Annotated in this window: 21 protein-coding genes and 2 riboswitches; of the genes, 14 read left to right on the plus strand and 7 right to left on the minus strand. The window is 30.2% G+C overall.

The window, feature by feature from the left end:
• Positions 1-122: 122 nt before the first annotated feature.
• The 8 genes from Q6H37_RS01715 (at position 123) to Q6H37_RS01750 (ending at position 8,195) form a co-directional block, all read left to right on the plus strand.
• Positions 123-794 (plus strand): hypothetical protein, encoded by a 672-nt coding sequence (locus Q6H37_RS01715; RefSeq protein ID WP_318738883.1) that lies wholly within the window; start codon positions 123-125, stop codon positions 792-794.
• Positions 795-1,009: 215 nt separating this feature from the next.
• Positions 1,010-1,597 (plus strand): 50S ribosomal protein L25, encoded by a 588-nt coding sequence (locus Q6H37_RS01720; protein ID WP_318738884.1) that lies wholly within the window; start codon positions 1,010-1,012, stop codon positions 1,595-1,597.
• Positions 1,598-1,894: 297 nt separating this feature from the next.
• Complete coding sequence (locus tag Q6H37_RS01725) at positions 1,895-3,928, plus strand: HD domain-containing phosphohydrolase (protein WP_318738885.1); 2,034 nt, start codon at positions 1,895-1,897, stop codon at positions 3,926-3,928.
• A gap of 227 nt (positions 3,929-4,155) precedes the next feature.
• Positions 4,156-5,136: an efflux RND transporter periplasmic adaptor subunit gene (locus Q6H37_RS01730; RefSeq protein WP_318738886.1), complete on the plus strand. Its 981-nt coding sequence runs from the start codon at positions 4,156-4,158 to the stop codon at positions 5,134-5,136.
• 18 nt (positions 5,137-5,154) lie between these two features.
• Positions 5,155-5,805 (plus strand): HlyD family secretion protein, encoded by a 651-nt coding sequence (locus tag Q6H37_RS01735; protein WP_318738887.1) that lies wholly within the window; start codon positions 5,155-5,157, stop codon positions 5,803-5,805.
• Positions 5,806-5,819: 14 nt separating this feature from the next.
• A complete protein-coding gene (locus tag Q6H37_RS01740) occupies positions 5,820-7,409 on the plus strand; it encodes a DHA2 family efflux MFS transporter permease subunit (RefSeq protein ID WP_318738888.1) in 1,590 nt (529 codons plus the stop codon).
• The gene (locus tag Q6H37_RS01745; RefSeq protein ID WP_318738889.1) at positions 7,375-7,863 is read left to right on the plus strand and encodes a MarR family winged helix-turn-helix transcriptional regulator; all 489 of its coding nucleotides are present in this window, start codon (positions 7,375-7,377) and stop codon (positions 7,861-7,863) included. The genes Q6H37_RS01740 and Q6H37_RS01745 overlap by 35 nt, the downstream gene beginning before the upstream one ends.
• Before the next feature lie 173 nt (positions 7,864-8,036).
• A complete protein-coding gene (locus Q6H37_RS01750) occupies positions 8,037-8,195 on the plus strand; it encodes a zinc-ribbon domain-containing protein (RefSeq protein ID WP_007063126.1) in 159 nt (52 codons plus the stop codon).
• Between the two features lie 66 nt (positions 8,196-8,261).
• Here Q6H37_RS01750 and Q6H37_RS01755 read toward each other — a convergent pair whose 3' ends face one another.
• The 3 genes from Q6H37_RS01755 to Q6H37_RS01765 are packed head-to-tail and all read right to left on the minus strand — an operon-like array spanning position 8,262 to position 11,083.
• Positions 8,262-9,053: an ABC transporter ATP-binding protein gene (locus Q6H37_RS01755; protein WP_318738890.1), complete on the minus strand. Its 792-nt coding sequence runs from the start codon at positions 9,051-9,053 to the stop codon at positions 8,262-8,264.
• Entirely contained in the window at positions 9,053-10,105 is a 1,053-nt protein-coding gene (locus Q6H37_RS01760) for a FecCD family ABC transporter permease (RefSeq protein WP_318738891.1), read from the minus strand. Before Q6H37_RS01760 ends, Q6H37_RS01755 begins: the two co-directional genes overlap by 1 nt.
• 24 nt (positions 10,106-10,129) lie before the next feature.
• The gene (locus Q6H37_RS01765) at positions 10,130-11,083 is read right to left on the minus strand and encodes an ABC transporter substrate-binding protein (protein ID WP_318738892.1); all 954 of its coding nucleotides are present in this window, start codon (positions 11,081-11,083) and stop codon (positions 10,130-10,132) included.
• A 144-nt stretch (positions 11,084-11,227) separates the two neighbouring features.
• Positions 11,228-11,418: riboswitch (cobalamin riboswitch) on the minus strand.
• A gap of 153 nt (positions 11,419-11,571) precedes the next feature.
• Positions 11,572-11,675, plus strand: a riboswitch (purine riboswitch).
• A gap of 196 nt (positions 11,676-11,871) precedes the next feature.
• Here Q6H37_RS01765 and Q6H37_RS01770 point away from each other — a divergent pair.
• The gene (locus Q6H37_RS01770) at positions 11,872-13,272 is read left to right on the plus strand and encodes an NAD(P)/FAD-dependent oxidoreductase (RefSeq protein WP_318738893.1); all 1,401 of its coding nucleotides are present in this window, start codon (positions 11,872-11,874) and stop codon (positions 13,270-13,272) included.
• 163 nt (positions 13,273-13,435) lie between these two features.
• Here Q6H37_RS01770 and Q6H37_RS01775 read toward each other — a convergent pair whose 3' ends face one another.
• Positions 13,436-15,340: a cell wall-binding repeat-containing protein gene (locus tag Q6H37_RS01775; protein ID WP_318738894.1), complete on the minus strand. Its 1,905-nt coding sequence runs from the start codon at positions 15,338-15,340 to the stop codon at positions 13,436-13,438.
• 155 nt (positions 15,341-15,495) lie between these two features.
• Here Q6H37_RS01775 and ytaF point away from each other — a divergent pair, with 155 nt between their 5' ends.
• Positions 15,496-16,110, plus strand: a complete 615-nt coding sequence (gene ytaF, locus Q6H37_RS01780) for a sporulation membrane protein YtaF (RefSeq protein ID WP_318738895.1) — start codon at positions 15,496-15,498, stop codon at positions 16,108-16,110.
• A gap of 34 nt (positions 16,111-16,144) precedes the next feature.
• Here the strand turns inward: ytaF and Q6H37_RS01785 are convergent, their stop codons facing one another.
• Entirely contained in the window at positions 16,145-17,986 is a 1,842-nt protein-coding gene (locus Q6H37_RS01785) for an APC family permease (RefSeq protein ID WP_318738896.1), read from the minus strand.
• Positions 17,987-18,277: 291 nt separating this feature from the next.
• Here Q6H37_RS01785 and Q6H37_RS01790 point away from each other — a divergent pair, with 291 nt between their 5' ends.
• Both Q6H37_RS01790 and Q6H37_RS01795 read left to right on the plus strand, forming a co-directional pair.
• Complete coding sequence (locus tag Q6H37_RS01790; protein ID WP_318738897.1) at positions 18,278-18,550, plus strand: hypothetical protein; 273 nt, start codon at positions 18,278-18,280, stop codon at positions 18,548-18,550.
• Between the two features lie 60 nt (positions 18,551-18,610).
• On the plus strand, positions 18,611-19,480 hold the full coding sequence (locus Q6H37_RS01795; protein WP_318742894.1) for a tRNA 2-thiocytidine biosynthesis TtcA family protein: 870 nt from the start codon (positions 18,611-18,613) through the stop codon (positions 19,478-19,480).
• Positions 19,481-19,535: 55 nt separating this feature from the next.
• Here the strand turns inward: Q6H37_RS01795 and Q6H37_RS01800 are convergent, their stop codons facing one another.
• Positions 19,536-19,796 carry a spore coat protein gene (locus Q6H37_RS01800; RefSeq protein WP_318738898.1) on the minus strand — a complete coding sequence of 87 codons (261 nt, stop codon included), beginning with the start codon at positions 19,794-19,796 and terminating at the stop codon, positions 19,536-19,538.
• A gap of 21 nt (positions 19,797-19,817) precedes the next feature.
• Complete coding sequence (locus tag Q6H37_RS01805) at positions 19,818-20,027, minus strand: hypothetical protein (RefSeq protein ID WP_318738899.1); 210 nt, start codon at positions 20,025-20,027, stop codon at positions 19,818-19,820.
• 303 nt (positions 20,028-20,330) lie between these two features.
• Between Q6H37_RS01805 and Q6H37_RS01810 the strand changes: the two genes are divergently transcribed.
• Together Q6H37_RS01810 and Q6H37_RS01815 are read left to right on the plus strand one after the other, a co-directional pair.
• Positions 20,331-23,651: a cell wall-binding repeat-containing protein gene (locus tag Q6H37_RS01810; protein WP_318738900.1), complete on the plus strand. Its 3,321-nt coding sequence runs from the start codon at positions 20,331-20,333 to the stop codon at positions 23,649-23,651.
• 322 nt (positions 23,652-23,973) lie between these two features.
• A complete protein-coding gene (locus Q6H37_RS01815) occupies positions 23,974-25,026 on the plus strand; it encodes a cell wall-binding repeat-containing protein (protein WP_318738901.1) in 1,053 nt (350 codons plus the stop codon).
• The last annotated feature ends 669 nt before the right edge of the window (positions 25,027-25,695 follow it).

Raw genomic sequence — 25,695 nt, forward strand, 5'->3', positions numbered from 1 at the left:
AAAGCTATTATTTATAAAATTGCTAATTTATATAATTTTAGTGGAAATATGTCCTTGTAAGGTATATATTTAATATATATGTAAAATTTTAAACAAATATTTATGCAGAGGTGTTTAATGCTATGAAAAAACTGAAACTATTACTCGTATTATGTATTTTAGGAACAAGCTTATTGCTTTCTACAAATGTACTTGCATTTCAAGTTACTGACAATCAAGTGGTATATGCTAACAAAAAGTGGATACTTGAGTTTACAGGTGCTGTTGGGTATGATGATTTAACTAAGCAGGCAATTGTAGTTACTGATAGTAAGGGAGCTAAAGTAGATATAAGTTTCCAATTAGGTAATGATAACAAAAGTATAATAGTTTATCCACCAGCAGGTGGATACAAAACAGGCGAAAGTTATACATTAAAGGTAGGAAAACAAGTACATTCGGCTAAAGGAATACAAATGAAGCAAGATAGATTTATACATTTTAGTATTGAAAAGGTTGGTAAGATTGAAATAACTTCAGCTGCTTTAATAAGTATTGATGGTGGAACTACTGGAAAAGTAAATTATAAAGTGTTAGACCAAAATGGTAATGATATTACAAACTCAACTACTGCCAACAACTTAACATTCCAAAGTGGAGTTGGTACTGCAAAGGGAAGTAATGGAGTAATAACAATAACATCTCCTTATATAAAACTAAATACATTAAAAAATGTTCAGATAACTATATTGGATTCAAGTACTGGAGTTTATGCAAGTGATATATATACTGTAGAATCCTTTGAAGAGAAATAAATATTTTCAAATACAAGTCAGCCTCTGGACAACAGTGTTATAATAAAATTGAATGTTTAAATCACTAACGTTACCGCATAAGTAGAGAACACATTTTAATTTGGTGCGAACCACTTACTCTTTCAATATGAAAGAGGAGCTTAAAAACTCCTACGGATGCTAGCGATTGGATAAAATTAAGAATGGCTTAATAGAGGCCAGAGGAGTGATTTATTTTGGAACAAATTATTTTAAATGCAGAAAAAAGAACAAGAAAGGCTAAAAAATTTAGAGAAGAGGGATTTATACCAGGAATAATCTATGGTGACTGTGTTGCTAAAGCAGATTCAGTAAAATTTGAAAAAATACCATTGATGAAAATTCTTGCTAAACATGGTTCGAACGTAAAGTTGTGGATTAAGCGTGGAGATGATAAGAAATTTGGATTTATAAAAGAAATTCAAAGACATCCAGTTTCAAATAAGATTATACACTTAGATGTACAGCTTGTATCTAAAGATCATGAAGTAAAAGTACAAGTTCCAATTACATTTAATGGAGAAGAAGCTTTAGCCAAAAATCAATTACAACTTCAAATTCAAAAACCACAAGTTGATGTCTTAGGAAAAATAGATTTAATACCAGAAGTGATACATGTAAATGTATCAGAAAAAAATGCAGGAGATGCTATTACTTTAAAAGACTTAAATTTGGACAACCAACTAAAGATACATGATAAAGAAAATGAAATATATGCAACTATAACTAAAATAGTAGATAAACCTGTGGAAGATAGCGATGAAGAATCAGAAACAGAGGCTTAATATATAGTAATTAATAGATAAGAGTGAATAATTAATAACTCTTCATTAAAAAATCGTATTAGAATTGTGAGGAAAGCATATCACGATTCTAATACGATTTTTTTATGAAATAATATAAATTTAGCTATGTTCTGTAATTTAAGGTTTGACATGATTTATGCTGTAGAATATACTAAAATCAAAACGAAGTTTAATTTAATAATGAATAAATTGTCAGAAAATACTTAAAATTCACTTCTATATAAAATGGTGAATTTTCATAACGTTTTTACTAGAATTATCAAGGAGATGAAATGGATGAGTGTTAAGGGCAAAGCTTTACTAATTTATTTTATAAGTTTTTTATTTATTATAATTTTTACGTTTACCGCATTTAGATTCATCATTTTTAAATATATTGATAGAGTTGAGACTCAAAATTTAAATAATAATTTTAAGGCAGTAACAGCCATACTTGATAGGGAAGAAATAGATATGCAAAGAACATGTGCTGATTGGGCTTCATGGAATGATACTTACAATTTTTTATTAGGACAAAATAAGGAATTGTATATAAAAAACAATATTCAAAACTATACATTAAGGCAATTAAATTTAAATTTTATGTTTTTTGTAGATAAAAAAGGAAGCTTAGTTTTTAGCGAAACAGGAAGTCTGGAAGATAGAACAAAACGTATATTAATGGACGAGCTCTTCAATAAAAAAAGTAAATTTAGTCAGGAAATAGTTTTTAAGAATAATAGTGATAAACACTCTGGTGTTTTAATGGTTAATGGAAAGCTATTTATTATAAGTTATGCACCTGTTACAACAAGTGATGGAAAGACACTTAGTGATGGAGGCTTAATAATTGGAAGATATGTGGATGATTCCTTGTTAAATTATATAAATTCAATAGTGGAATGTAAAGTTAGATTTATAGAAAATACATATACAGACAAAGAAAGCAGTGTAATTAGAAAAAGTGATTCTATTATGGCTTATAGGCAAATAGACGATATAAATGAAAAGGCGTCCATAACTATTTCTATATCTATGCTGCGTAATGAATATAATTTGGGCAAATTTTATTTTAAAATTTTTATTGGTATTTTTTTAGCAGTATTGATTTTAGTAATACTTGTGTTTATTAATGTTTTTAATAAAGTTATATTGAAACGACTTAAGGTTGTTAATGAGTTTATTGATAGCGTATCAAAAACAAAAGATACAAAGGCACGCTTAAGTATTTCTGGTAATGATGAAATAACCAATATTGCTAATTCAACTAACAAAATGCTGTCTAAATTGTATTATGCTAATGATGAAATTTTGTCTTTAAGCTATTCTGATAAATTGACGGGCTTAAAAAATAGAGTATATATGGAAAAAAAGTTTTCAAAGTTAGACAATGAGGATGGCGCAAATTATTCTATAATAATGGGAGATTTGAATGGATTGAAGCTTACAAATGATACTTTTGGACATAAAATAGGCGACAGATTAATTTGTAAAATAGGATACATATTGAAAAATGTATGTTCACAAGATGATATTATTGCTAGATGGGGTGGAGATGAGTTTATAATACTTGTTATAGACAAAGAAGAAGTGTATGTATCAAATTTAATTGAAAATATTAAAAAAGAATGTGAAAGAATTACTGAATTTGGTTTTAAGATAAGCATAGCCCTAGGAAGTGCAAAAAAGGATGAAGCTGAAAGTACTGAGGCGGTAATGAGTTTAGCTGAAGAAAGAATGTATAGAAGTAAGCTTACTGAAAGCAAAAGTTCTAGAAATGCAACTATAATGTCCTTAGAAAGAACTTTGTATGAAAAAAATAGCGAAACAGAGGAACATACTCAAAGAGTTAAAAAGCTTAGTATGATATTGGGCAGAAAAGTTAATTTGTCCAAAGATGAGCTGGAAGAATTAGAACTATTAAGTTTGTTGCATGACATAGGAAAGATGGGAATACCTGATAACATATTAATGAAGCCAGGAAAGTTAACAAATGAAGAATGGGAAATAATGAAGAGACATACTGAAATAGGCTATAGAATAGCTAAAGCTACACCAGGTTTAGCTCATGTTGCAAATGAAATACTTTGTCATCATGAAAAGTTTGATGGAACAGGGTATCCTCAAGGACTTAAAGCGGAAGCAATACCAATTTTATCGAGAATAATTAACATAGTTGATTCTTTTGATGTAATGACACATAAAAGAGTATATAAGGATGCTTCTAATATTGGACATGCTGTTGAAGAATTAAAACGTTGTTCAGGAACTCAGTTTGATCCAGTTATAGTAAATGAATTTTTAAAACTCTTAGAAGAAGGAAGTATTTAAAGATATTAAAATAAATACTTTATATGAAAAGCTGTGAAATTAAGATATTAATCTTATATTTCATAGCTTTTTTAGTTTAGTAAATAAAATTAAAAAAGTATTACGTTTACATCATACAAATAATTGAATAAATGGAAGTGTTGATTATTGAAAACAGAAATGGATTGATATATAATGTTAGCAGACGAACAGTATATGTAAGAATAATTCGTGCAAGGAGTGTTAAAATGAAAAAGACTACTTTACTTTGTTTGGTTTTGGCAGTAGTGTTAAGTGGATGCGGTTCTAGCGGCACTAATACAAGCAAAAATGTACAAAATACAAAAACAATTCAGCAATCATCTAGTAATCAATTTATAATGGCTGGGAAAATTCAAGCAAATGACGAAGCAAATATAACTTCAAAAATTTCAGCAAAAGTTACTCAAATATCAGTAGACGTAGGTTCGAAAGTAAATCAAGGAGACGTTATTATTAAGCTAGATGCTCAGGATTTACAAGCTCAAGTTGATAAAGCACAAGCAACGGTTAATACTGCTAGAGCAAATTTAGCAAATGCTTCAAGTGGATCACGTCCTGAACAAATAGAACAAGAACAAGCTCTTGTGGATGGTGCAGCTCAAAGTTATGAAACTGCTAAGAAAACTTATGATAGAACACAAGCTTTAGTTACTTCAGGAGCAGAAGCTCAGCAGCAGCTTGATTTAGCAAAGCAGCAGCTTGCCACTGCAGAAGGACAATATAAAAGTACACAGGCACAATTGGATCTGTTAAAAAATGGACCTACAAGTTCAAGTATAGATGTTTTTAAAGCTCAGGTAAATGAAGCTGAAGCAGGGTTAAAAATAGCACAAACTTCGTTAAACAATGCTACAATTACAGCACCTATATCAGGAACAGTGAATGCTAAAAATATAAATGTAGGAGAAACAGCGTCCCCAGGAGCAACTCTTGTTTCCATATCCAATTCTGGAGCTTTATGTGTAAATGCATATGCGCCTGTTGAAATTGTAAATGGATTAAAAGAAGGACAGGATGTAGCGATTAAGGTATCAGAAATACCAGATAAAGAATTTCAAGGAAAAATAACGGTTATAAACTCAAAGCTAAGTTCTGAAAGCAGAAATATTTTGGTTAAGGTAAGTGTGGTAGATCCTAATTCACTATTAAAGCCTGGTATGTTTGCAGAAGTTGGATTGAAGAAATAAGCAAGGGGTGATATTAGTATGGAAAAGCGTAAAAAATTGATTTTTATAATATTAGCAGTGATTGTTATTGCCATAGGAAGTGTAGGAGCTTATTATTGGTATCAAAATACTTATTTTGTTTCTACTGATGATGCTAGAGTTAGTGCAGACTTGGTAAGTGTAACTCCACAAATTCAAGGAAAATTATTAGAACTTAATGTGGATGAAGGAGACTCGGTTTCAAAAAATCAAATATTAGCTCGTCAAGATATGAATAATATTGCAGATTCAAATGTGGAACAAGCTTTAGTCAGAGCACCTATTTCTGGAATAGTAGTAAAAAAGCAAGGAACCATAGGAGAAATTTGGTCACAAGGTCAGACTTTATATACATTAATAGATCCAAATAAACTTTATATAACAGCAGATATAGAGGAAACAAAACTTGGAAAAGTAAGAGTGGGTCAAAATGTTGATATTACAATAGATCAGTTTTCATCACAAAAATTTACTGGAAAAGTTAAATCTGTAGGAGAAGCAGCAAATTCTGCATTATCCTTACTTCCAACATCAACTAGTGGTACATTTACAAAAGTAGTTCAGAGAATACCTGTAAAAATTGAACTTAATAAGTTTAATGCCAAAATACTTCCAGGAACTAATGCTGTTGTTAAGATTCACATTAAATAACGAGGTGAGGTATAATGGAAGAGAACAATAAGGTATCATTAAATAGTTGGTTATCATTATGCGTAGTTGTAATTGGTACGTTTATGTCCATACTGGATAGTACTATAGTTAATATTGCTCTTCCTAAGATGATGACTGTTTTTGGAATGCCCATGGATGATGCAAAATGGATACTTACAGCGTATTCATTGGCTCTTGGAGCAATTATACCGCTTACAGGATATGTACAGGATGTATTTGGATCCAAGAGGGTGTATATGTTTGCTCTGTCAATGTTTACTTTTGGGTCACTGCTGTGTGGATTTGCATGGAGCAGTGCATCCATGATAGCATTCCGTGTAATTCAAGCTATTGGTGGCGGTATGATAATGCCAATAGGAATGAGTATAATATATGAGATATTTCCTAGAAAAAAAATAGGTTTAGCCTTAGGTGTTTGGGGAATAGCAGCAATGGCAGCACCTGCAATAGGACCAACCTTAGGTGGATATATTATTGAAAAATTAGATTGGAGACTTATTTTTAATGTTAATGTTCCGATAGGAATAATAGGAGTAGTACTGGCAGGTATCTTATTAAAAGGAACAAAAATGCAAAAGTTTAAACCCTTTGACATAGTAGGATTTTTATCTTCTACCATTGGTTTAGTAAGTGTATTGTATGTTTTTGGAGAAGGTTCTTCAATTGATTGGACTCAAATTCATAATCCTATTCTCATGACTTTGGGGTGTTTAAGTTTAGTATTATTTGTAGTAAATGAGCTTACTCATCCAGATCCTTTATTGGACTTGAGAGTGTTTAAATTATTTGATTTTAGTCTAAGCTTAATTATAACTAGTGTTTTATCCCTGGCAATGATGGGAGGAATGTATGTATTACCATTATTCCTTCAAAATATAAGGGGATATACAGCTATGGAAACAGGTATAATTATGTTTCCATCAGCCATTGTAGTTGGTATTTTAATGCCTATAAGTGGTAATTTGTTTGACAAATTTGGAGCAAAACCAATTGTTATACCTGGGCTTGTAATATTGGCAATAAGTTCTATTGAACTTTCAACTGCAATAAATATGAATTCAAGCAGGGAGCATATAATACTCATTACTTGCTTAAGATCAGTAGGAATGGGGCTTGCAATGATGCCGATTAGTACAGCGGGAATGAATGTTATACCAACAAAATTAGTTGGAAGAGCATCAGCGCTTAATAATACCATAAGGCAGGTGGCAAGTGCTCTTAGTATAACTATAATGTCAACCTTAATACAGAGCAAAACAAATTATAACTATTTAAAATTAGCTGAGCAAGTAAATAATTATAATCAAACAGCTATTAGTACCATAAGCACACTTACAAAATCATATATGCATGCAGGTTTATCACAAGGAGCAGCGAAAGTTTCTGCAGTAGCTTATTTAAGTAAAATGCTGCAGGGTCAGGCGACCTTAGATGCTATGGGATATGCCGTTGCTGTAACTGCTTTTGCGGTATTAGCAGCAATAACTTTAACTTTACTTATGAGAAGTAAGGATTCAAGTAAAAAACAAGATAAGGAAGGTGAACGTAATGATGCAAAAGGAGGAGCTGTCATGTCCGAATAATGAATTAGCATCAGAACAGTCTGATAAAATAATTGAAATAATTAGGAGCGTTCAAAAAACACTTAGATGTAAGTTTAATGAATGTGCAAAGAAATATGGATTTACAGCACCACAGCTTGCGGTTATAGTACATTTATACAAAATGCCAGGTATAACTCTTCATGAATTAAGTAATCATTTAATGCTTACTAAAAGCACAGTTTCAGGTATTGTAGATCGCTTATCAAAGCAAGGGGTAGTAGTTAGAGAAATACCTAAAGATAACCGTAGAACTGTGAAATTATCTATTGATGAAAACTTTAAAAACAATAATGATATAGAGAGCATGAAGAAAGAATTTATTTCCCATATAGTATCTGATGCAGTAAAAAATATGGATGCAGAAAAAGTAGATAAAATTATATATGGATTACAGGAGTTTAGTTTGTTATTAGAAAATAGTAAATGTGAATAATTTATTTTTTACCATTGATAATTGTTTTTAAATGTGGTATAGTAAATGAGTAATGTAAATAAAACAATTACGAAAAGAGATTTAATACGGTTAACAACATTTCCTCTTTTAAGGAACATAGTTTAGATCAGTTTTTAAATCTTAATATTAAAATTAAAAGGAGAGATGTTGAAATGGCAGATAAGACAATAGTTTGTAAAGATTGCGGAAAAGACTTCATATTCACTGAAGGAGAACAAGAATTCTACAAAGAAAAAGGATTCGAAAATGAACCACAAAGATGTCCTGATTGTAGAAGAGCTAGAAAGCAACAAAGAGGATTCAGAAAGTAGTATAAATTTGTACTATACACCCTATAAGAATTAATTCTTATAGGGTTTTTTGATTTTTGTAAAATTTTATACACTGCCAATAGGAATTATGTATGGTTTACCTGTTACAGGGTTTTTTATCATACACATATTTATATCGTAAACTTTTTTAATATTTTCTTCTATGAGCACTTCTTCAGGAGTTCCTTGAAAAGCAATTGAACCTTTATTTACTAAAATTAAATAGTCACTATATTGTGCTGCTAGGTTTAAATCGTGAAGTACAGCTATAATGGTTACTTTTTTGCTTAAAGACTTAATAGTATCTAGGATTTCAATTTGATGGTGTATATCTAGATGAGATATAGGCTCGTCTAAAAGTATAATATCAGTATCTTGGGCTAGAGCTCTTGCAATAACAACTCTTTGCTGTTCTCCTCCACTCAACTGATTTATATATTTATCACGAAAGTGCCAAGTATTGGTTATTTTCATTGCATTTTCAGCAATATCATAGTCTTTTTTTGATTCTTGTTGAAATCTAGAAACATGTGGTGATCTTCCCATAAGAACAATATCTAAAGCAGAAAAATCAAAATCTAAAATAGTATTTTGAGGTACTACAGCAAGCTTTTTAGCTAGAGCTTTATTTTTAAAGTCTATAACGTCCTTATTTTCTATAAAAATAGTTTTTTTATTAGATTCTAAAGTTTTTCCAAGCTTTTTCAACAGTGTGGTTTTTCCAGAGCCATTTGGACCTAAAATACTATAAAATTTATTTTTTTCAAAATTTATGTTAATACTATGAAGCACTTCATTGTTTCCAAAACGACAGCTTAAATTATCAACTTTAACTTCAGGAAAGCCTATGGTTTCCATTACATCACCTTCTTTTTTGATTTAATTAAAAGATATATAAAATAAGGAGCTCCAAATAAAGCGGTTATGGCACCTACAGGTATTTCAGCTGGAGCGGCTATCGTTCTTGCTAAAGTATCCGAAATTACCATAAATGCAGCTCCAAAAACTAATGAAAAGGGAAGCAGAATTTTATTGTCCGGTCCTAAAAGTATTCTCACTACATGAGGTATAATGAGACCTACAAAACCTATTATTCCGCTTACAGATACACAAGCAGCAACAATCATAGAAGAAACAATTAATACTACTTTTTTTACTTTATCAACTTCTACACCTAAGCTTCTAGCAGTATCATCGCCTGTGAGTATTATATTCAAATCTTTTGAAAGAGCTATTATTATAAAAATGCCAACACACAAAAAACATAGCAGCAAAATGATTTCATTATAGTTTGCAGAAGAAACGCTTCCCATTGTCCAAAAAACAATTTTTTCAACTTCATTTCTGTTAAATACCATAATAACAGAAATAAGAGAGGATAAAAGAAAGCTTACAGATATACCGGCTAGAAGAAGGGTATTAGTAGGTATTTTGTTTCTTACTTTGGCAATGGTATATACAACTACTGTAGTTAAAATTGAGCCTATAAATGCTGTTATTGTAATTGAAGCTGATCCTAAAAAAGAGCTTTCTAATTTAAATATAAATCCAAGAGCAGCTCCAAGAGCTGCACCAGAGGATATACCAAGAATATAAGGATCTGCCATTGGATTTTTAAATATTGCTTGAAAAGAAGCACCAACTATGGAAAGTCCCATACCAATAAGAGCAGAAAGAAATATCCTAGGTAGTCTAATTTTTGATATTATTAGTATATGATTTTTAGGTATTTCAGATATTGAAATAAAATTATTTAAAAATGGTATTTTGCTTAAAATTACATTTAAGGTTTCAGTAAAAGATATATTTGCTGTTCCAAAAGTACTGGACAATAGCATTATACAAAATAACAGAATTATGCTTACTGGAAACATGAATCTTATCATTTTTTTCTTATCATCTAAATTCATAACTAAATCCCTTCTGTAAATATACTATTTAAAAGCATCAGGATGGATTGTCTTGGCTAAAGCTTCTAAACCATCAGCTAATCTAGGACCCTGCCTATTAATAATATCTTCATCAATTTCAAAAAGTTTATTCTTTTTTACAGCATCTAGATCCTTATATCCTTCTTGTACTTTAATTTGATTTTTTGAATTAAACTTGTTTGAACATATAATTATATCCGGATTTTTTTCAATAAGTTTTTCTAAGCTATATTTCCATCCAGTTACATCAGAAGCGGTATTTTTTCCACCAGCTGTAGTAATCATTGTGTCTACAAAAGTATCTTTACCGGCAGTGAAATCACCACTTTTACCAAAGCTTACTACATAGTAAGCAGTTGGAGTACCTTTATCTTTAACCTTTGCTTTTACATAATCCACTTTTTTTATCATATTAGAAACTATAGAATTAGCGTTATCATTAGCGTTAAGGATTTTACCCACATTTCTTATAATGTCATATGTACTTTGAAAGCTTTCAGGACCAGAAAGCACTACGACCTTTATGTTAAGCTCTTCTAATTTTTTTAAATCCTGTTCCCTGAAATGATTGGAAGCTATAACTATATCAGGCTTTAAATTAGTTATTTTTTCAATATTAGGATTTGTAAGTCCACCAATAGATTGAATTTTACTAGCTTCCTTAGGATATGTACAAAAATCAGTTCTTCCTATTAAGGTATTTTCTTTGTTAAGAGCATAAATAGTTTCTGTAATATTGGGTGCTATAGATATAACCTTTTTAGGTTCTTTTTCTATAGTTACCTCTCTATTAAGTGAGTCTTTTATTTTAAGTGGATAAGTAGTATTTTTTACTGATTCAACTTGTTTGTTATCTTCATTTGAAGAAGTTGAGCTGTTTTGATTACATCCAATTGCTGAAAAAGCAAATAGGAAAACAATAAGTAAAATAAAAGATGTTTTTTTCAATTTATACATTTTTATATTCCTCCTTAATTTGATTTTTTTATATACAAATAAAAAGATGCTTCGTATTTTAAAACAATTAAAAAAGCCATTATCCAAACGAATAATGGTTAAAAGCAAAAATGTGCTAATATCCCCTTATCCGCGTAAGGTGAATCAATATCTATAATTTTAGGCAGGTCTCCTGGCTAAGATTCATCATATATTAAGGCCTTCCCCATTACTGAGTGGCATAATGTTAATATACTCATCCTTACAGTGGCGGGACCGCATAGGCTTTTAACCTATTTCCCTTTTAAACTCATAAGTTGTTAAACTTAATAAGTACCTAAAACTTTTATTAAATTAATTATAACACTATTTTGATGTTATCGCTCTATTTAAATTGTATAATTTATATTATAAGAATAATGTGTTTAGTAAAAGAAGTTATATAAAAAACTATTGCATTTTACGAAAATATAGAGTAAAATTTCTTTGTAATAAGAACTTTTTTAAGAGAATATTGTTTAATGTTCACTTGTATAAATCTAGCAATACGGGCTGGATGTCTCTACCGAGCTACCTTAAATAGTTGTAGGCTATAAGTGCATATGCTTATTTAGACTACAACTTTCATGCTTTTCTATGCTGAATTTTCCTTTAAGTAAATGTGTGAAAGATGTAAAATTAAAGATGATCCATTTGAAAAAAATATATATTGTTCGCAATGGTACGAACTAAATTGTTGACGAAAATGTAATAATATTTTCTTTATTAAGGGAAAAATAATTAATGATTTTGTAATGGAGATGATTATTGTGAAGTATGATGTAATAATAGTAGGAGCTGGTCCATCAGGAATATTTACTGCATTGGAACTAGTTAGACAAAAATCTAATAAGAAAGTTTTAATGGTTGAACAAGGAAGAAGTATAGATAAGAGATATTGTCCTAAAGAAAAAACGAAAAAATGCGTTTCATGTAAACCTTACTGTCATATAACAACTGGTTTTTCAGGAGCAGGAGCATTTTCAGATGGTAAATTATCATTAAGCTATGAGGTTGGAGGAGATCTGCCAAGTTTAATAGGAACTGACAAAGCTCAAGAGCTCATAGAATATACAGATAAAATTTATCTTGAATTTGGTGCAGACACAAAGGTAGAGGGACTAGAGAATACTGAAGCGGTTAAAGCAATTAGAATAAAAGCTATAGAAGCAGGACTTAAATTAGTAGATTGTCCTATAAGACATTTAGGAACAGAAAAAGCACAAGAAATATATTTAAAAATACAAAAATATCTTTTAGATTCTGGAATAGAAATTAAGTTTGATACTGTAGTTGAAGATTTGATTATTGAAGATAGAACAGCAAAAGGTATAAAAATAGCTGATTCACAAACTAGGACTAAAAAAGAAGACTTGTATGCTGATAAAATAATAGTGGCAGCAGGTAGAAAAGGAGCAGACTGGCTTAAAGATATGTGTATAAAACATGAAATAAATCATTCTGCTGGTACTGTAGATATAGGTGTTCGTGTTGAAATTAGAAACGAGGTTATGGAAAAGGTAAACAATGTTTTATATGAATCAAAGCTCATAGGATATCCAGCACCTTTTAAAAATAAAGTTAGAACCTTTTGTCAAAATCCTGGAGGCTTTGTCAGCCAGGAGAACTATGATAATAACTTAGCAATAGTCAATGGACATTCTTATAAAGAAAGAAAATCTGATAATACTAATTTGGCTATATTGAGTTCCCATAATTTTTCAGAACCTTTTAATCAACCTATAGAGTATGGAAAAAAGGTAGCTGAGTTAGTTAATATGTTAGGTAATGGCAGAATACTAGTTCAAAGGTATGGAGACATATTAGATGGAAAGAGAACCTGGCAGAAAGAATTAGATCAAACAAATATAAGGCATACCTTGCCAGATGCTGTAGCTGGAGATTTAACTTCTGCTATTCCATATAGACCAATGATTAATATTTTAAACTTTATTAAAGCTATGAATATAGTTGTACCAGGTTTTGCAAGTGTTGAAACTTTATTATATGGTCCAGAAATAAAATTTTATAGCAACAAGATAAATTTAAATGACAAATTTGATACTAATATAAAAGGACTTCACTGCTTAGGAGACTCCAGTGGGTGGACCAGAGGACTAATGATGGCATCCATTATGGGAGTGCTTATGGGAAAGATATTAGAGAAGTAAGAAATTAATTTTTGTGTATGTAAAATTTTGATTTAATATAATCACATTGGGACACAAGCTTTTGAGAGGACAGAGGACAGAGGACAGTGAAGGATGATTTTTCTCCGCCATTGTCTTCTGTCCTTTGTCAATTGTCCTCTTAAAAGTAAGTGTTGCTTTTTTACTATTTGTTATATTTAAAACCTAACACGAAATTACTTTCATCAAAGTATATAGTTAAATTGTCCAAATCAAATTTGTATGGATTGAAAGGCCCGCGATGTACAGCACCTTTAGAAAAATTATTATTTGTGATTTCGTTTGTAATAAAGTTTAATATTTTATCTGAATGTTCTATTCCAAAGGTAGAAGCTAAAGTAACTCTAAGATTTTGTAATTTTGAATTATCAAAATCATCAAGATTAAAAGACTTATCTGAATTTAAAATATTAAGCATACTTGTTTTTGAATTTGTTAAATTATAAAGCCATAAGAAAGTATCACACTCTGGAAAAGCATTTCTGAATTTAAATTTTTCTTTACTTTTTAAATCATCTCTTACAAATATCATGGAGTAATCTAAATTATTATTTGTAGATACATTAATAGATGGACCTAAACAATTAGTACCATCTGCATCAGGTACATATCCGTCAGCTTCTAGGGAGATTTTTGTATTATTGCCATATGCATTCTTAATGAACCCGTTTAATACTTCATAAACTTGTTTAGATACTAAATTACCTCTTTCTGAATTGGATATAATTTTGTTAAAAGATTCGACAGATAGTTTCTTATCTGATGAGTGTTGAAGTATTTTAAAATCCCCATTTTCGGTAAAAAACTGTATAGGTGTACAATCTGTAATTGCTTGACCAAAATCCTTAAAAGCAACTGAATTTTTATTTATTTTATTTGAGTTATCTTTATTAAAATAAGGATTTCTAATTATTTTATCTCCAATAGTATATTCATCCCAAGTAGTATTTATAAGATTTTCAGATACCCCTGATTCAGGGCTAATCTTGTAGCTTGAGAATGTGGATGTAACAGGTTTAAGGTCTACACTGTAATTTTCATTGTTAGAATCATTTTGGGTTAGTGCGTTTTTAGTTTTACTGTTTACGGAATATTCTCCACCTAGAAATATTAAATTGGAACAGGAGGAGTTATCAATAAATGTTTTTTGTCTAGAAACATCTTCATTGTTTACAAGAATTATAGGAGAAGATTTAAGAGCTGCAAGAGCAGAACCACTTAATGCATCTGGGAAATTTTCTCCATTTGCTATAACAGCAGTATCTGAATTTAAGTTGAAAAATTCTGCTATTTTCAAAGATGTTTCATACCTATTTTCCCCTGCAAGGCGTATTACATCAGAAGAAGATAAATTCAGCAGGTTTTTCATTTGGTTAAGATTTTTTTCCGATATAGAAGCTATGCCTCCAATAACATATAGTTTTGAAGGGTTAATCTCTAGTAATTTTCTCTTAGCAGCCTCTGTTAAAGAATCTTTAGATGTTAACATCAATGGATATTCTTTAGATGCTGCAGCACTACTTATGGATAGAGCGTCTGGAAAATTATCACCACTTGCTATAACGACAGGTGTTCCTTTAGATGGATTAAGTTCATCAACTACTTTTATATTTGTATCAAATCTATCTTCACCGCTTATTCTTTTTACAGTATATCCATAGGATTTCAATGAGTTTTCAACGTCTAATTTTATTCCGCCTGTACCTCCTAAAATATATACAGTTTTAGAACTTGAAAGATTGGATTTAATAAAATTTAATGCAGTACTAGTTTCGCTTTCTGTTTTCCCGCATAAAAGAATAGGTGCTTTGTATTTATTAGAAATCATACTTCCTGATAAAGCATCTGGAAAGTCATTACCAAAGGCTAGAATTACAGCATCTATACTTTTAGTGTAATTATATTCCTGGGCTATTGAAGCTGAAGTGTAAAATCTATTTTCGCCATCTAAAGTTTTAAATGAAATGGATTTAGCTTGAACATTTACTGTGCTGATAGTCAATAATATACTAATACAAGTTACTGCTGGTAATAATTTTTTTTTAATCATTTTGACACCTCCTAATTCTAATTTTACTATATTTATAAGTATTATAAAAGATATTGAATAAATTACTAATTGGGAATAAACTTTGTATTTTTTCACACATTTCATGAAATTTTCATATTATAGCAATGTACTAACTTATAGGAGGGTGTACTGCTATGCACTTAATATATACGATTTTTATTGCACTAGTAAACAACCTAGACAATATAAGTGTTAGAATTGCTTACAGTATTCGTGGAATAAAAATAACAACTCCAAAAAATTTATGGATTTCTGTAATTACTTTTTTTATATCTTCCATTGCTGCTTTTTCAGGAAATGCTGTATCACAGGCATTTAGTAATAAAGTATCTTCTATGTTAAGCATGACGATGCTTGTAATCATTGGTTTATGGATTATATTAGAACCTTACTTTAAAAAAGAAAATAAAGTTAAAGATAAAGAGAGTTCTATTCAAAATAGCAATATATATAATATTTTAAAAGAGCCAGAAACTGCAGATGCAGATAACTCTAAGGATATTGATTTTAAAGAAGCTACATTTCTTGGTATTGCACTATCCATTAATAATGTGGGTGGAAGCCTGAGTGCAGGTATGATTGGGCTAAATTCTTTTTTTATAGGCTTTTTTTCTGCTGTAATAAGCTTTTTGGCATTATGGGCTGGAAACTATATTACTGAGTTTTTTAATAAATGGAATTTGACTAAAAAGGCAAATATAATATCAGGATGTATATTGATTTTAATAGGTATAAAACAAATATTATAAAAAAAGATGAGCTAAAAAATTAGCCCATCTTTTATTATTTTTCATCAATTATATATGGCACAGTAACTATAGCTATATTTCTTTCCTTTAAAAGCATTCCTTTTATAAAAAGTGAAGTTTGATTGTGAAGTATATTGCCCCACCATTTTGAAACTACAAATTGAGGTATAACTACAGTAACTGTATCATTAGGACCAGCTACATACTCTTCAGATTTAATAAATTTAACAAGTGGATGTATAACACTTCTGTAAGGAGATTCTTTAATAACAAGAGGTATGCCTATATTATATTCCTCCCATTTTTTTATAAGTTTTTCTGTTGCTTCTTTATTCACGGATATGTGAAAAACTATAATATTATTAGAAATAGTTCTTGCATAATTTAGTGCTTTGAGAAAAGATTTATTTAAGGTATCAATAGGAACTATAGCATATCTTTTCTGTTCTTCGAAATTAATTACCTTTGGTTTTTGATTAATGGCCAATTTAAGTTGAGTTGCTACAGCAATATAATGTTTCTTTATCCTTGTCATAATAAATACGAGAAAAGGAATCAAAATAAATATAATCCAGGCTCCAAGATGAAATTTGGTTATGCCTATTATTAGAACAGTTGCAAAGGTTACTAGAGCACCTAAACCATTAATAAAAGCCTTATGTCTCCAGTAAGGAGATTTTTGCTTTATCCACCTACAAAACATTCCTGTTTGAGAAAGAGTAAAAGAAATAAAAACTCCTACAGCATACAGAGGAATCAATAAGTGAGTTTCTGCGTGAAAAACTATGACGAGAATGCATGCCATTGAGCATAAAAATATTATTCCATTAGAAAAACTTAATCTATGTCCTCTTTTTGAAAATTGTCTTGGAGCAAAACCATCCTTTGATATTAAGGCTAATAAAAGTGGGAAACCTGCAAAAGCTGTATTTGCAGCCATAATTAATATTATTGCTGTGGTATATTGAATAATATAATACATAAAGCTGTGACCAAAAATTTGAGTGGCAATTTGTGATATAAGTGTATTTGATGAATTAGGCACTGCGTGATAAAGTGTAGTCAAATAAGAAAGTCCTCCAAATATAAACAACACAACAATGCCTAAAAGCATTAAAACTATTTTGGCATTTTTTTGAGAAGGCTCCTTAAAACTAGGTATTCCATTACTAACAGCTTCTATGCCTGTTAATGCAGTACAGCCTGATGCAAAAGCTCTTAAAAACAGAATAATAGATATATCGGAAGTGGCCTGTGGTATTGAATATAAAGGTTGAGGATTAGCGCCAAAAAAGTGAACCTTCACTATACCTGTAACTATCATAAATCCTATGGAAAGAATAAATAAATAAGTAGGAATTCCAAATAATCTTGAAGATTCCTTTACACCTCTTAAATTGCCTAAGGTCATGAAAATAATCAAAGCGACTGTTATAGGAACCTTGTATTTTAAAAGAGAAGGTATAGCAGATGTTATTGCAGCAGTTCCAGCGCAGGTGCTTACTGCTACGGTTAAGGTATAATCTATAGAAAGTGATGATCCAGCAATGAGACCAGGAATAGTTCCTAAATTGTCCTTTGCTACAATATATGAACCACCGCCATTAGGATAGGTATCTATGGTTTGTCTATAAGAAAAAACCAGCAAAAACATTAAAAAGACAATGCACAAGGCAGCATAAAACATATATTTATAAGAAGCTAGTCCTACAACACCTATTAAAATCCACAGGATTTCTTCTCCTGCATAAGCCACAGAAGATATTGCATCACTAGAGAGTATTGGAAGTCCCCAAAAGATGTTATACTTTTCATTCTTTAAATCATCATTTTTTAAATTACGACCAAGTATGAAGTTTACTAATTTAGATTCCATATCTCCTACCTCCTAGATATTTCATATATCAATGATGAAATGATTATACATCAACTAACAATTTATGTATAACCCTAACTATGTTGTTATAACACCAAATTTGCCTTAATTTTCAAAATTTTCAAGGATAAATTTTTATTTATACACATTTAATAGAGTTAGGACGCGCATAATTTTCAACTTAAAGTTTAACTTAGTGTTATAAGCATAATGCGGCACAACTTTTTGCGGTTTACAATTTGTATTAAATGTGTAAAATTAAATATAATAGTTGAAAACGGAGGAAATGAAATGCTAAAAATATGGGGTAAGATTATAAAAAATAATAAAATTGTAATAGATGATGTAGTAATATCCAATATTGAGGGAAGCTATCAAGAAAATTTAAAGGTATGCATTACAGAATTATGCAATAAATTTGATATTTCCAAGCCTTATTGGCTGCCTATAAATTTGGAGCAATATAATAAGATGAGTAAAACAAGCTTTAATCAAGATAACTTTATAGAAGAAATAGATTTCGATAAATTTATGATAGTTGAATTAGAAGATGAGGATAAGTAAAGAACACAAAGACTAAAAAAAGTGTTATAATGTTTTGGTGAAAAAAGTGAGGTGCATATGATGAGTGATATAGCAGGAAGCGGCTGTGATATATTGGTTCCTTTTAATGAAAGGAAACCTTTAGAAGAAATAGAACGTAGTATTACTAAGACATATAAAAAGAAGATATGGTCAAAATTTGTAAAGGCAATAAAGGATTATAAATTAGTAGAAGAAGGAGATAAGATTGCAGTAGCTATCTCTGGAGGCAAGGACAGCATGCTAATGGCAAAACTGTTTCAAGAACTACATCGTCATCGACAGATGAATTTTCAGTTGGAGTTTATTGCCATGGATCCAGGGTATCATAAGGATATTAAAAAACTTCTAATTGATAACTGTGAATATTTAAATATACCAATCGAAATTTTTGAATCAGGGATTTTTGAAGTAGCAGATAGAATAGCTCAAAAATACCCTTGTTACATGTGCGCAAGAATGCGTAGAGGTGCACTATATACAAAGGCTAAGGAATTAGGCTGTAATAAGCTTGCGCTTGGTCATCATTTTAATGATGTAATAGAGACAACACTGCTTAATGTGTTGTATTCAGGAAACTTTAAGACCATGCTTCCAAAGCTTAAATCAACAAATTTTGAAGGAATAGAATTAATAAGACCTCTTTATTATATAGAAGAAGAAAATATTCAACGTTTCATCCAGAAAAGTGGAATCTGGCCTTTAAATTGTGCTTGTATGGTTTCAGCAGGAAAAATAGGTAATAAGCGATATGAAATTAAAGACTTGATTAAAGAATTAAAGAAAAACTTTCCCCAAGTTGACAAATCTATTTTTAAGTCAGCACAAAATGTAAATATGGATTCTATTTTAGGATGGCAGAAAAATGGAGAAGACCACTCCTACTTAGAGTTTTATAACGAGGAAGAATAATTGATAGTTTTGGATTTGAAATAAGTATAATGCGAAGCAAAGCTTCGCATTGTACTTATTTTAGTGTTCCAGACATTTGGTTGCATTCATTCTTAAGCTGCTGCACTTCATTGTCAGGAGCATCTTTTGTAGCATACCATCCTTTCTGTCTCATAGCATCAAAAACTTTATATTGAACTTCCTGAGCATTTTTAAAATTATCCACTAGAGTATTTCTAAGATTCATACAAGAAGATTCTGTTATTCCAGTGCTATAAGCTGATATAACTTGCTTTTCAGTAGCAAGAAGGTCTTGAGCCATTTCTTTATCATTCATAAAATAATTCCTCCTATATTTTTATTGATGAGAATCTAAATAAGATTTCAGACTATCAAAATTTCTTTTGTGAACTTGACTGGCATCAGTACACAAAGTCTTTAAGGTCTGATCTGTACACTGTCCAGAGTATTCATTAAATTTTTTGTTCATTAAAGCTTCATATCCAAGCTGATCTTTAAGAACTTTTAAGTTGTTAGCTTCAATTTGTTTGTTACCACTAGTATTCATAAAGTGTTACCTCCTAAAAAATTAAAAGTTTAAATCTTTTACAAATTATATTATTTGTTTATGATTTTAAAATATATGTGTAATATTGAGGAATGATATGAAAATAGTTACAATATGTACTCAACTTTCATAACAGTTCCAATTTAATCCTAAATAGTGTAAAATGACTTATAGTAAGCTTTTTTATTGTTTGAAAATGAACATAACATGTAAAATATCAATTTTATTAGTATTTATAATTTAGTATTTATAGTATAATATTCTTATCATAGATTATTAAGGAATATCAGGAGGGATAACAAGATGAAGGTAAATTGTACAAAAGCCTTGAGTAGAGCAACGATTATGTCCTTGATTTTAGCGGCAGCTTTATCAACATCACCAGTTAAGGCTGCGGAGGGACAAGTTACAACTGTTGGGGGAACAAGCATATATGAAACTGCAGCCAAAGTAGCTACTACAAATTGGACTAGTTCTAAAAATGTGGTATTAGTATGTGGTGAAGGATATGCAGATGCAGTAAGTGGATCAGTGTTGGCAAAACAATTGGATGCGCCAATACTTCTAACTACAACTGGGTCACTTAATTCTTATGCAAAAACTGCATTGGATACATTGAAACCACAGAATATATATGTTATAGGTGGAACGGCATCGGTATCACAAACTGTAAGAGATGGACTTAAAAATTCTAATTATAATTTAATAGAATTAGGTGGAAAAGATAGATATGAAACTAATGTTGCTGTAGCAAATCAATTAGTTAAATTAGGAGTATCCCCTAGCAATGTCATGTTGGTTGGTGGAGAAGGATTTTCGGATGTATTATCTGTTACTCCTGTAGCATCAGCTAAAGGACAGATACTTTTATTAGGAATTAATGATAACAAATTTATTAAACCAGTGCTTGATTTTGTGAAAACAAATAATTCAAAGGTTACTGTTGTTGGAACCCAAAATACTATAACAGATAGCACTTATAAAACTTTAGGTGCTATTAAAAGAATAAATGGTGGTGCTGACAGATTTGAAACTAACTTAAATGTATTAAATGAATATAAAGATGATTTGAAAAATAGTAAATTATATATTGCTAATGCAAGTGAAGACAGATATGCAGATGCTTTAATAGCTTCATCACTAGCAGGAAAATGGGCTGCGCCTTTAGTGTTAGTAGATGCAGACAACTCTACAGCTACAAGCAATGCAATTAGTTATATTAGAAATAAAGCAGTTGACAAAACTGATGTAAATGCTATAGCTGAGACAGGAGTTATTTCTGATAATGTTATTTCAAAAATAAATTCAGCAATTCCTCTAAGTAGTAGTCCTACTGTAAAATCAGTAACTGCAAATGGATTAAATCAAGTAAAAGTTGTGTTTAATACAGAAGTTGATAAGGATACAGCAGAAAATATAAGAAATTATCAGATTGATGGTGGAGATTTGGGAACAATTTCAGACACAGATTGTGAAGCTTATCTTGAAGATGATAAGAGGACAGTAGCAATTACATTTTCAAACCAATTTAATCCTTCAAAAACTGTAAGTTTTACAGTTAAAAATGCTATATTGGAGGATAAAACCAATAAAAGTATAGATAAGTATGAAAAAGATATTACTTTTTCAGTTGATGGGCTACCTGCACTTGAATCAGTAAAGGCACGTGGGGGAAATAAATTAATAGTTAAGTTTTCTAAGCCTTTAAAAATGACTTCGGATAATTTAGCTTCTATAAAAATTAATAGACAAAGCTTATTGAATTATTCATTGAATAAATCTGTAACTAAGTTTCCAGGAGAATCTAATGACTGGTCAGATACTGTAGAATTGTATTTTGATTCACCACTTCCAATAGGAGAAAATACACTTACAGTTCCAAATGGGGATGATACCAAATCATTTTATGCAGCAGGAGGTTTTCCTTTAAAAGGATCAAGCTTGACTTTTGATGTTAATACAGAAACTGGAACTCCTAAAGTTACAAATGTATCTGCTGATAATTCAGGGCTTATGTATATAACTTTTGATAGAACTATGGATGAGCGAACAGCTCTTGAATATAGTAATTATAAAATAAATGGCAGCACTGTTGGAGTTAGTACATCAGACATATGTTTTGATGCTGATACAGATGACAAGGTTGTTAAAATAAAGGGGTTAAGTTACATGTTCAAAGATGGACAAAACCGTCTTATGGTAACTGATGACGTTCAAGATACCTATGGAAATTCAGTTAATGAACAAGAGGTAGCTTTTAATGTTGAAAATGATAATTTAAAACCAAAGATTGTAAGTTCTAGTTTAATAGATAGTAGAACTATTCGTGTTAAATTTAATAAGGATGTTAATAATAGTAATGCAACAAATAAATCAAACTATAAATTAGTTGATTCAGATGGCGCAGATATAAGCTACAAAATTGACTATATAACAGCATTAAGTGATAGTGATGGAAATTCTAATAGACTTTACAGTATTAAGGTTAAAGATGAATATAATTTAAATGATTCTGAATATACACTAACAGTAAGAAATGTTATGGATACTAGTCCAGTACCAAATGTAATGGAGACGTATATAGGACAGATTGATGGAATAAGTACTGAAGGAGTAACTGTGGACTCAATAATAAAAAATGCAAATACTGATAATCAAGTAGTTGTATTTTTCAATAAAAGTATGGATGAAAATTCAATTACTAATCCTTCAAATTATCGTTTTATGGATGGTACTGGAGAAGGACGAAATTTACCAGCTAGTACTACCCTTACTGCAAGTGCAGATGACAAGAGTGTAGTTATTGAATTCCCATCAAGTTATGTAATAGGAGATTCAAACTATTCAAACTATGTAAAGAAAATATCTGTTTCAGATGTTAGAGATAAAAATGGTAAGTCGCTGACAAGTACTTATAGCAGTAATATAGAAACAAATTACAATGATGGACCAAAACTTATAGACAATACTGCAAAGTTAACTTTCGAAAATGACGACATAGTAGTTAAATTTTCATTAACAGATACTTTAGATATAATTAATGGAAACGACTTTAGAGTAGATGGTCAAACTCCAGATAGATGTACTAAATCAGGTAAAGATATAATTCTCACATTTAGGTCTGGAATTAAAAATAATGATAAAATTAATACTATAAAAAGTGCAGGAAGCAGTACTACAATTAATGTTTATGGAAATAATTCTTATGATGCAGCTGGACGTAGACTACAATCAGGTTCAGATAAAGTATTAATTCCACCAATAACTCGTCCTGATTCATGGATTGCAGAAAGCAATAGCACTAGAGCAATGAATCCTTGTGTAACTATAGCCTTTAACCAAGATATTGATGATGATGCTAGAAGTTCTTATTATGATGACTTTATATTTACAAATGAAACAACAGGAGAAACAATGAAAGCTCTTTCAATAACAATTGATGGAAGCAAAGTTATTTATAATTTTAATAATGGAACAATAAAAACTGGAGATAAAATTCATGTTAGAGCAAACCCTATAAGTTCAAGCATCAGTATAAGAGGCAAAGAGGATGATAATGGAGATTATGCAGTATTTAGTCCATGTACAGATGATTTAAAAGATAGAGTATTAACTGCAAAATAAAAATATGCTTTGTTTAAAATATCATATTAAAAGGTCTATTTCAAAATAGCAATAGTGTCTATTTTATTATAGGCCTTTTAATATGCTGTTTTTTACATTCTATAAATTTTAAATGAAGCTACCCCTCCATATATAACTTTATTTGCGTAATTATTTATGAAAAGCATTATTATAGAAAATAAATATTGGTATAATTTAAACTTTGTTTATAAAAATTAGTAAAATACCTGTAAAATTTATGTATGTTATTATATAATTAAAATTAAGTATAAATTTTATGAAGCAATGTACGATTATCATTAACAGTAGGAGGAATGATTTAATGATTAGAAGAAAGAAGTTTTTAAGTTCCATGCTTACAGCACTAGTTTTATCGATAACTTTAAGTGCAGGAAGTGTACAGGCTGCTACAGTAAGTAGAACAGATGGAGGCTCAGGTGGAAGAATAGGTACAGCAAATAAAGTTGCTGTAGACTTATTTGGTAAAGCCAAAAACGTAATATTGGTAAATGGATATGGTTATGCAGATGCAGTAAGTGCTACACCACTTGCAAAGCTTTTAGGTGCTCCTATACTTTTAACAGCAGGAGGAGATACTTTGGAATCAGAAGTAGCTGCAACTATACAGAATCTTGGAGCTTCTAACATATATATAGTAGGTGGAAAAGGTGTAGTGTCAACTTCTATAGAAAATACGTTAAAAAGTAAATATACAGTAGAGCGTATAGCTGGGGTTAAAGATACAACAAGAATGGGAACTAATGCAGAGGTTGCAAAAAAAGTTTTAAGCTTAAGTGGACAAAAATCAGCAGTTCTTGTTAATGGACAAGATGGATATGCAGATGCATTATCTGTAGCTTCAATTGCAGCGCAAAAAGGATATCCAGTATTATTTGGTACTTCCCAAATGATATATTCTACAGTTAAAGATGTAATAACTTCTAACAGCTTAAGTATTCTTGCTGTAGGCGGAGAAGGGGTATTGCCTCAATCAGTAGTAGATACAGTATCAGGTAAAAAAATAACTAGTAATGCAGCTGATAGATTTGCTACAAACTTAGCTGTTTTAGATTACTTTAAAAATAATGGCGGATTGGATTTCAGCACAGTTTATATAGCAGCAGGTGGTGCAACTGATGATCAATTTGCAGATGCTCTAGTTGCTTCAGCAGCAGCAGCAAAAACTGGTTCACCATTAGTACTTACTGGTGTAGGTGCAAGTGTAAGTCAGGCGCAAGCAGCTCAAGCTTATATAAACTTAAATGCAGCTGACAGTTCAAAACTTATGATAATAGGAGGAACAGCTTCAGTTTCACAAGAAATTCAATCAGCATTATCTAGTGGAGATGCTCTTAAAATAATAGAAATTGATTAAATAGGATTTTTCAACTTAAATTTGTGTAAAAAAACTGCTTTGCAGTTTTTTTTACACATAAAGAAGGAAATTGGGGCTTTATGTAGAATATGTACTAAGGCATGTTAACAGTTCAATACATTACTAAAAAATGTAGTGCTAAACATAGTTAAAGTTATTTATTAAAAAAAGTAGAAAAATTTGAAACACTTTTTATTGTAGTTACGTCTAATATTATGTTCTATGAATATATCATCATTAGCGGGACGTTACAATTTTATACCATTTGAAATTAAGGTATCTCAATGTAAAAAAAAGCTAAATAATTACATTTAAAATACATTTATTTGCCAACATTAAAACTGTAGAAAAATTTAAAAAACTAATGTATAATTAAACCATAGTTAATTTTCCTATAAAATAAAATTTTTTCTCTATAATCATAAAACTTAAAGAGTATGCATTATGTAGAAATGAAAGAAAATATATGATATAATGGAGAATGAACTTTGGAAAACATAACTAGTACATAATATAAGATGAATAAGTGATTAAATTAACCAAAAATACTGGAATATACAGGATTAATATGGTATAATAGTTTCTGTTTTAAAATGCTATCAATGTTTTCAATATAATTTGAGAAAATTGAAGCTTTAAAAAAGTATATATTATAAAAATATATATATA

It is taken from the genome of Clostridium sp. JS66 (assembly GCF_033561535.1).
GTDB classification, from domain to species: Bacteria; Bacillota; Clostridia; order Clostridiales; family Clostridiaceae; genus Clostridium_AM; species Clostridium_AM carboxidivorans.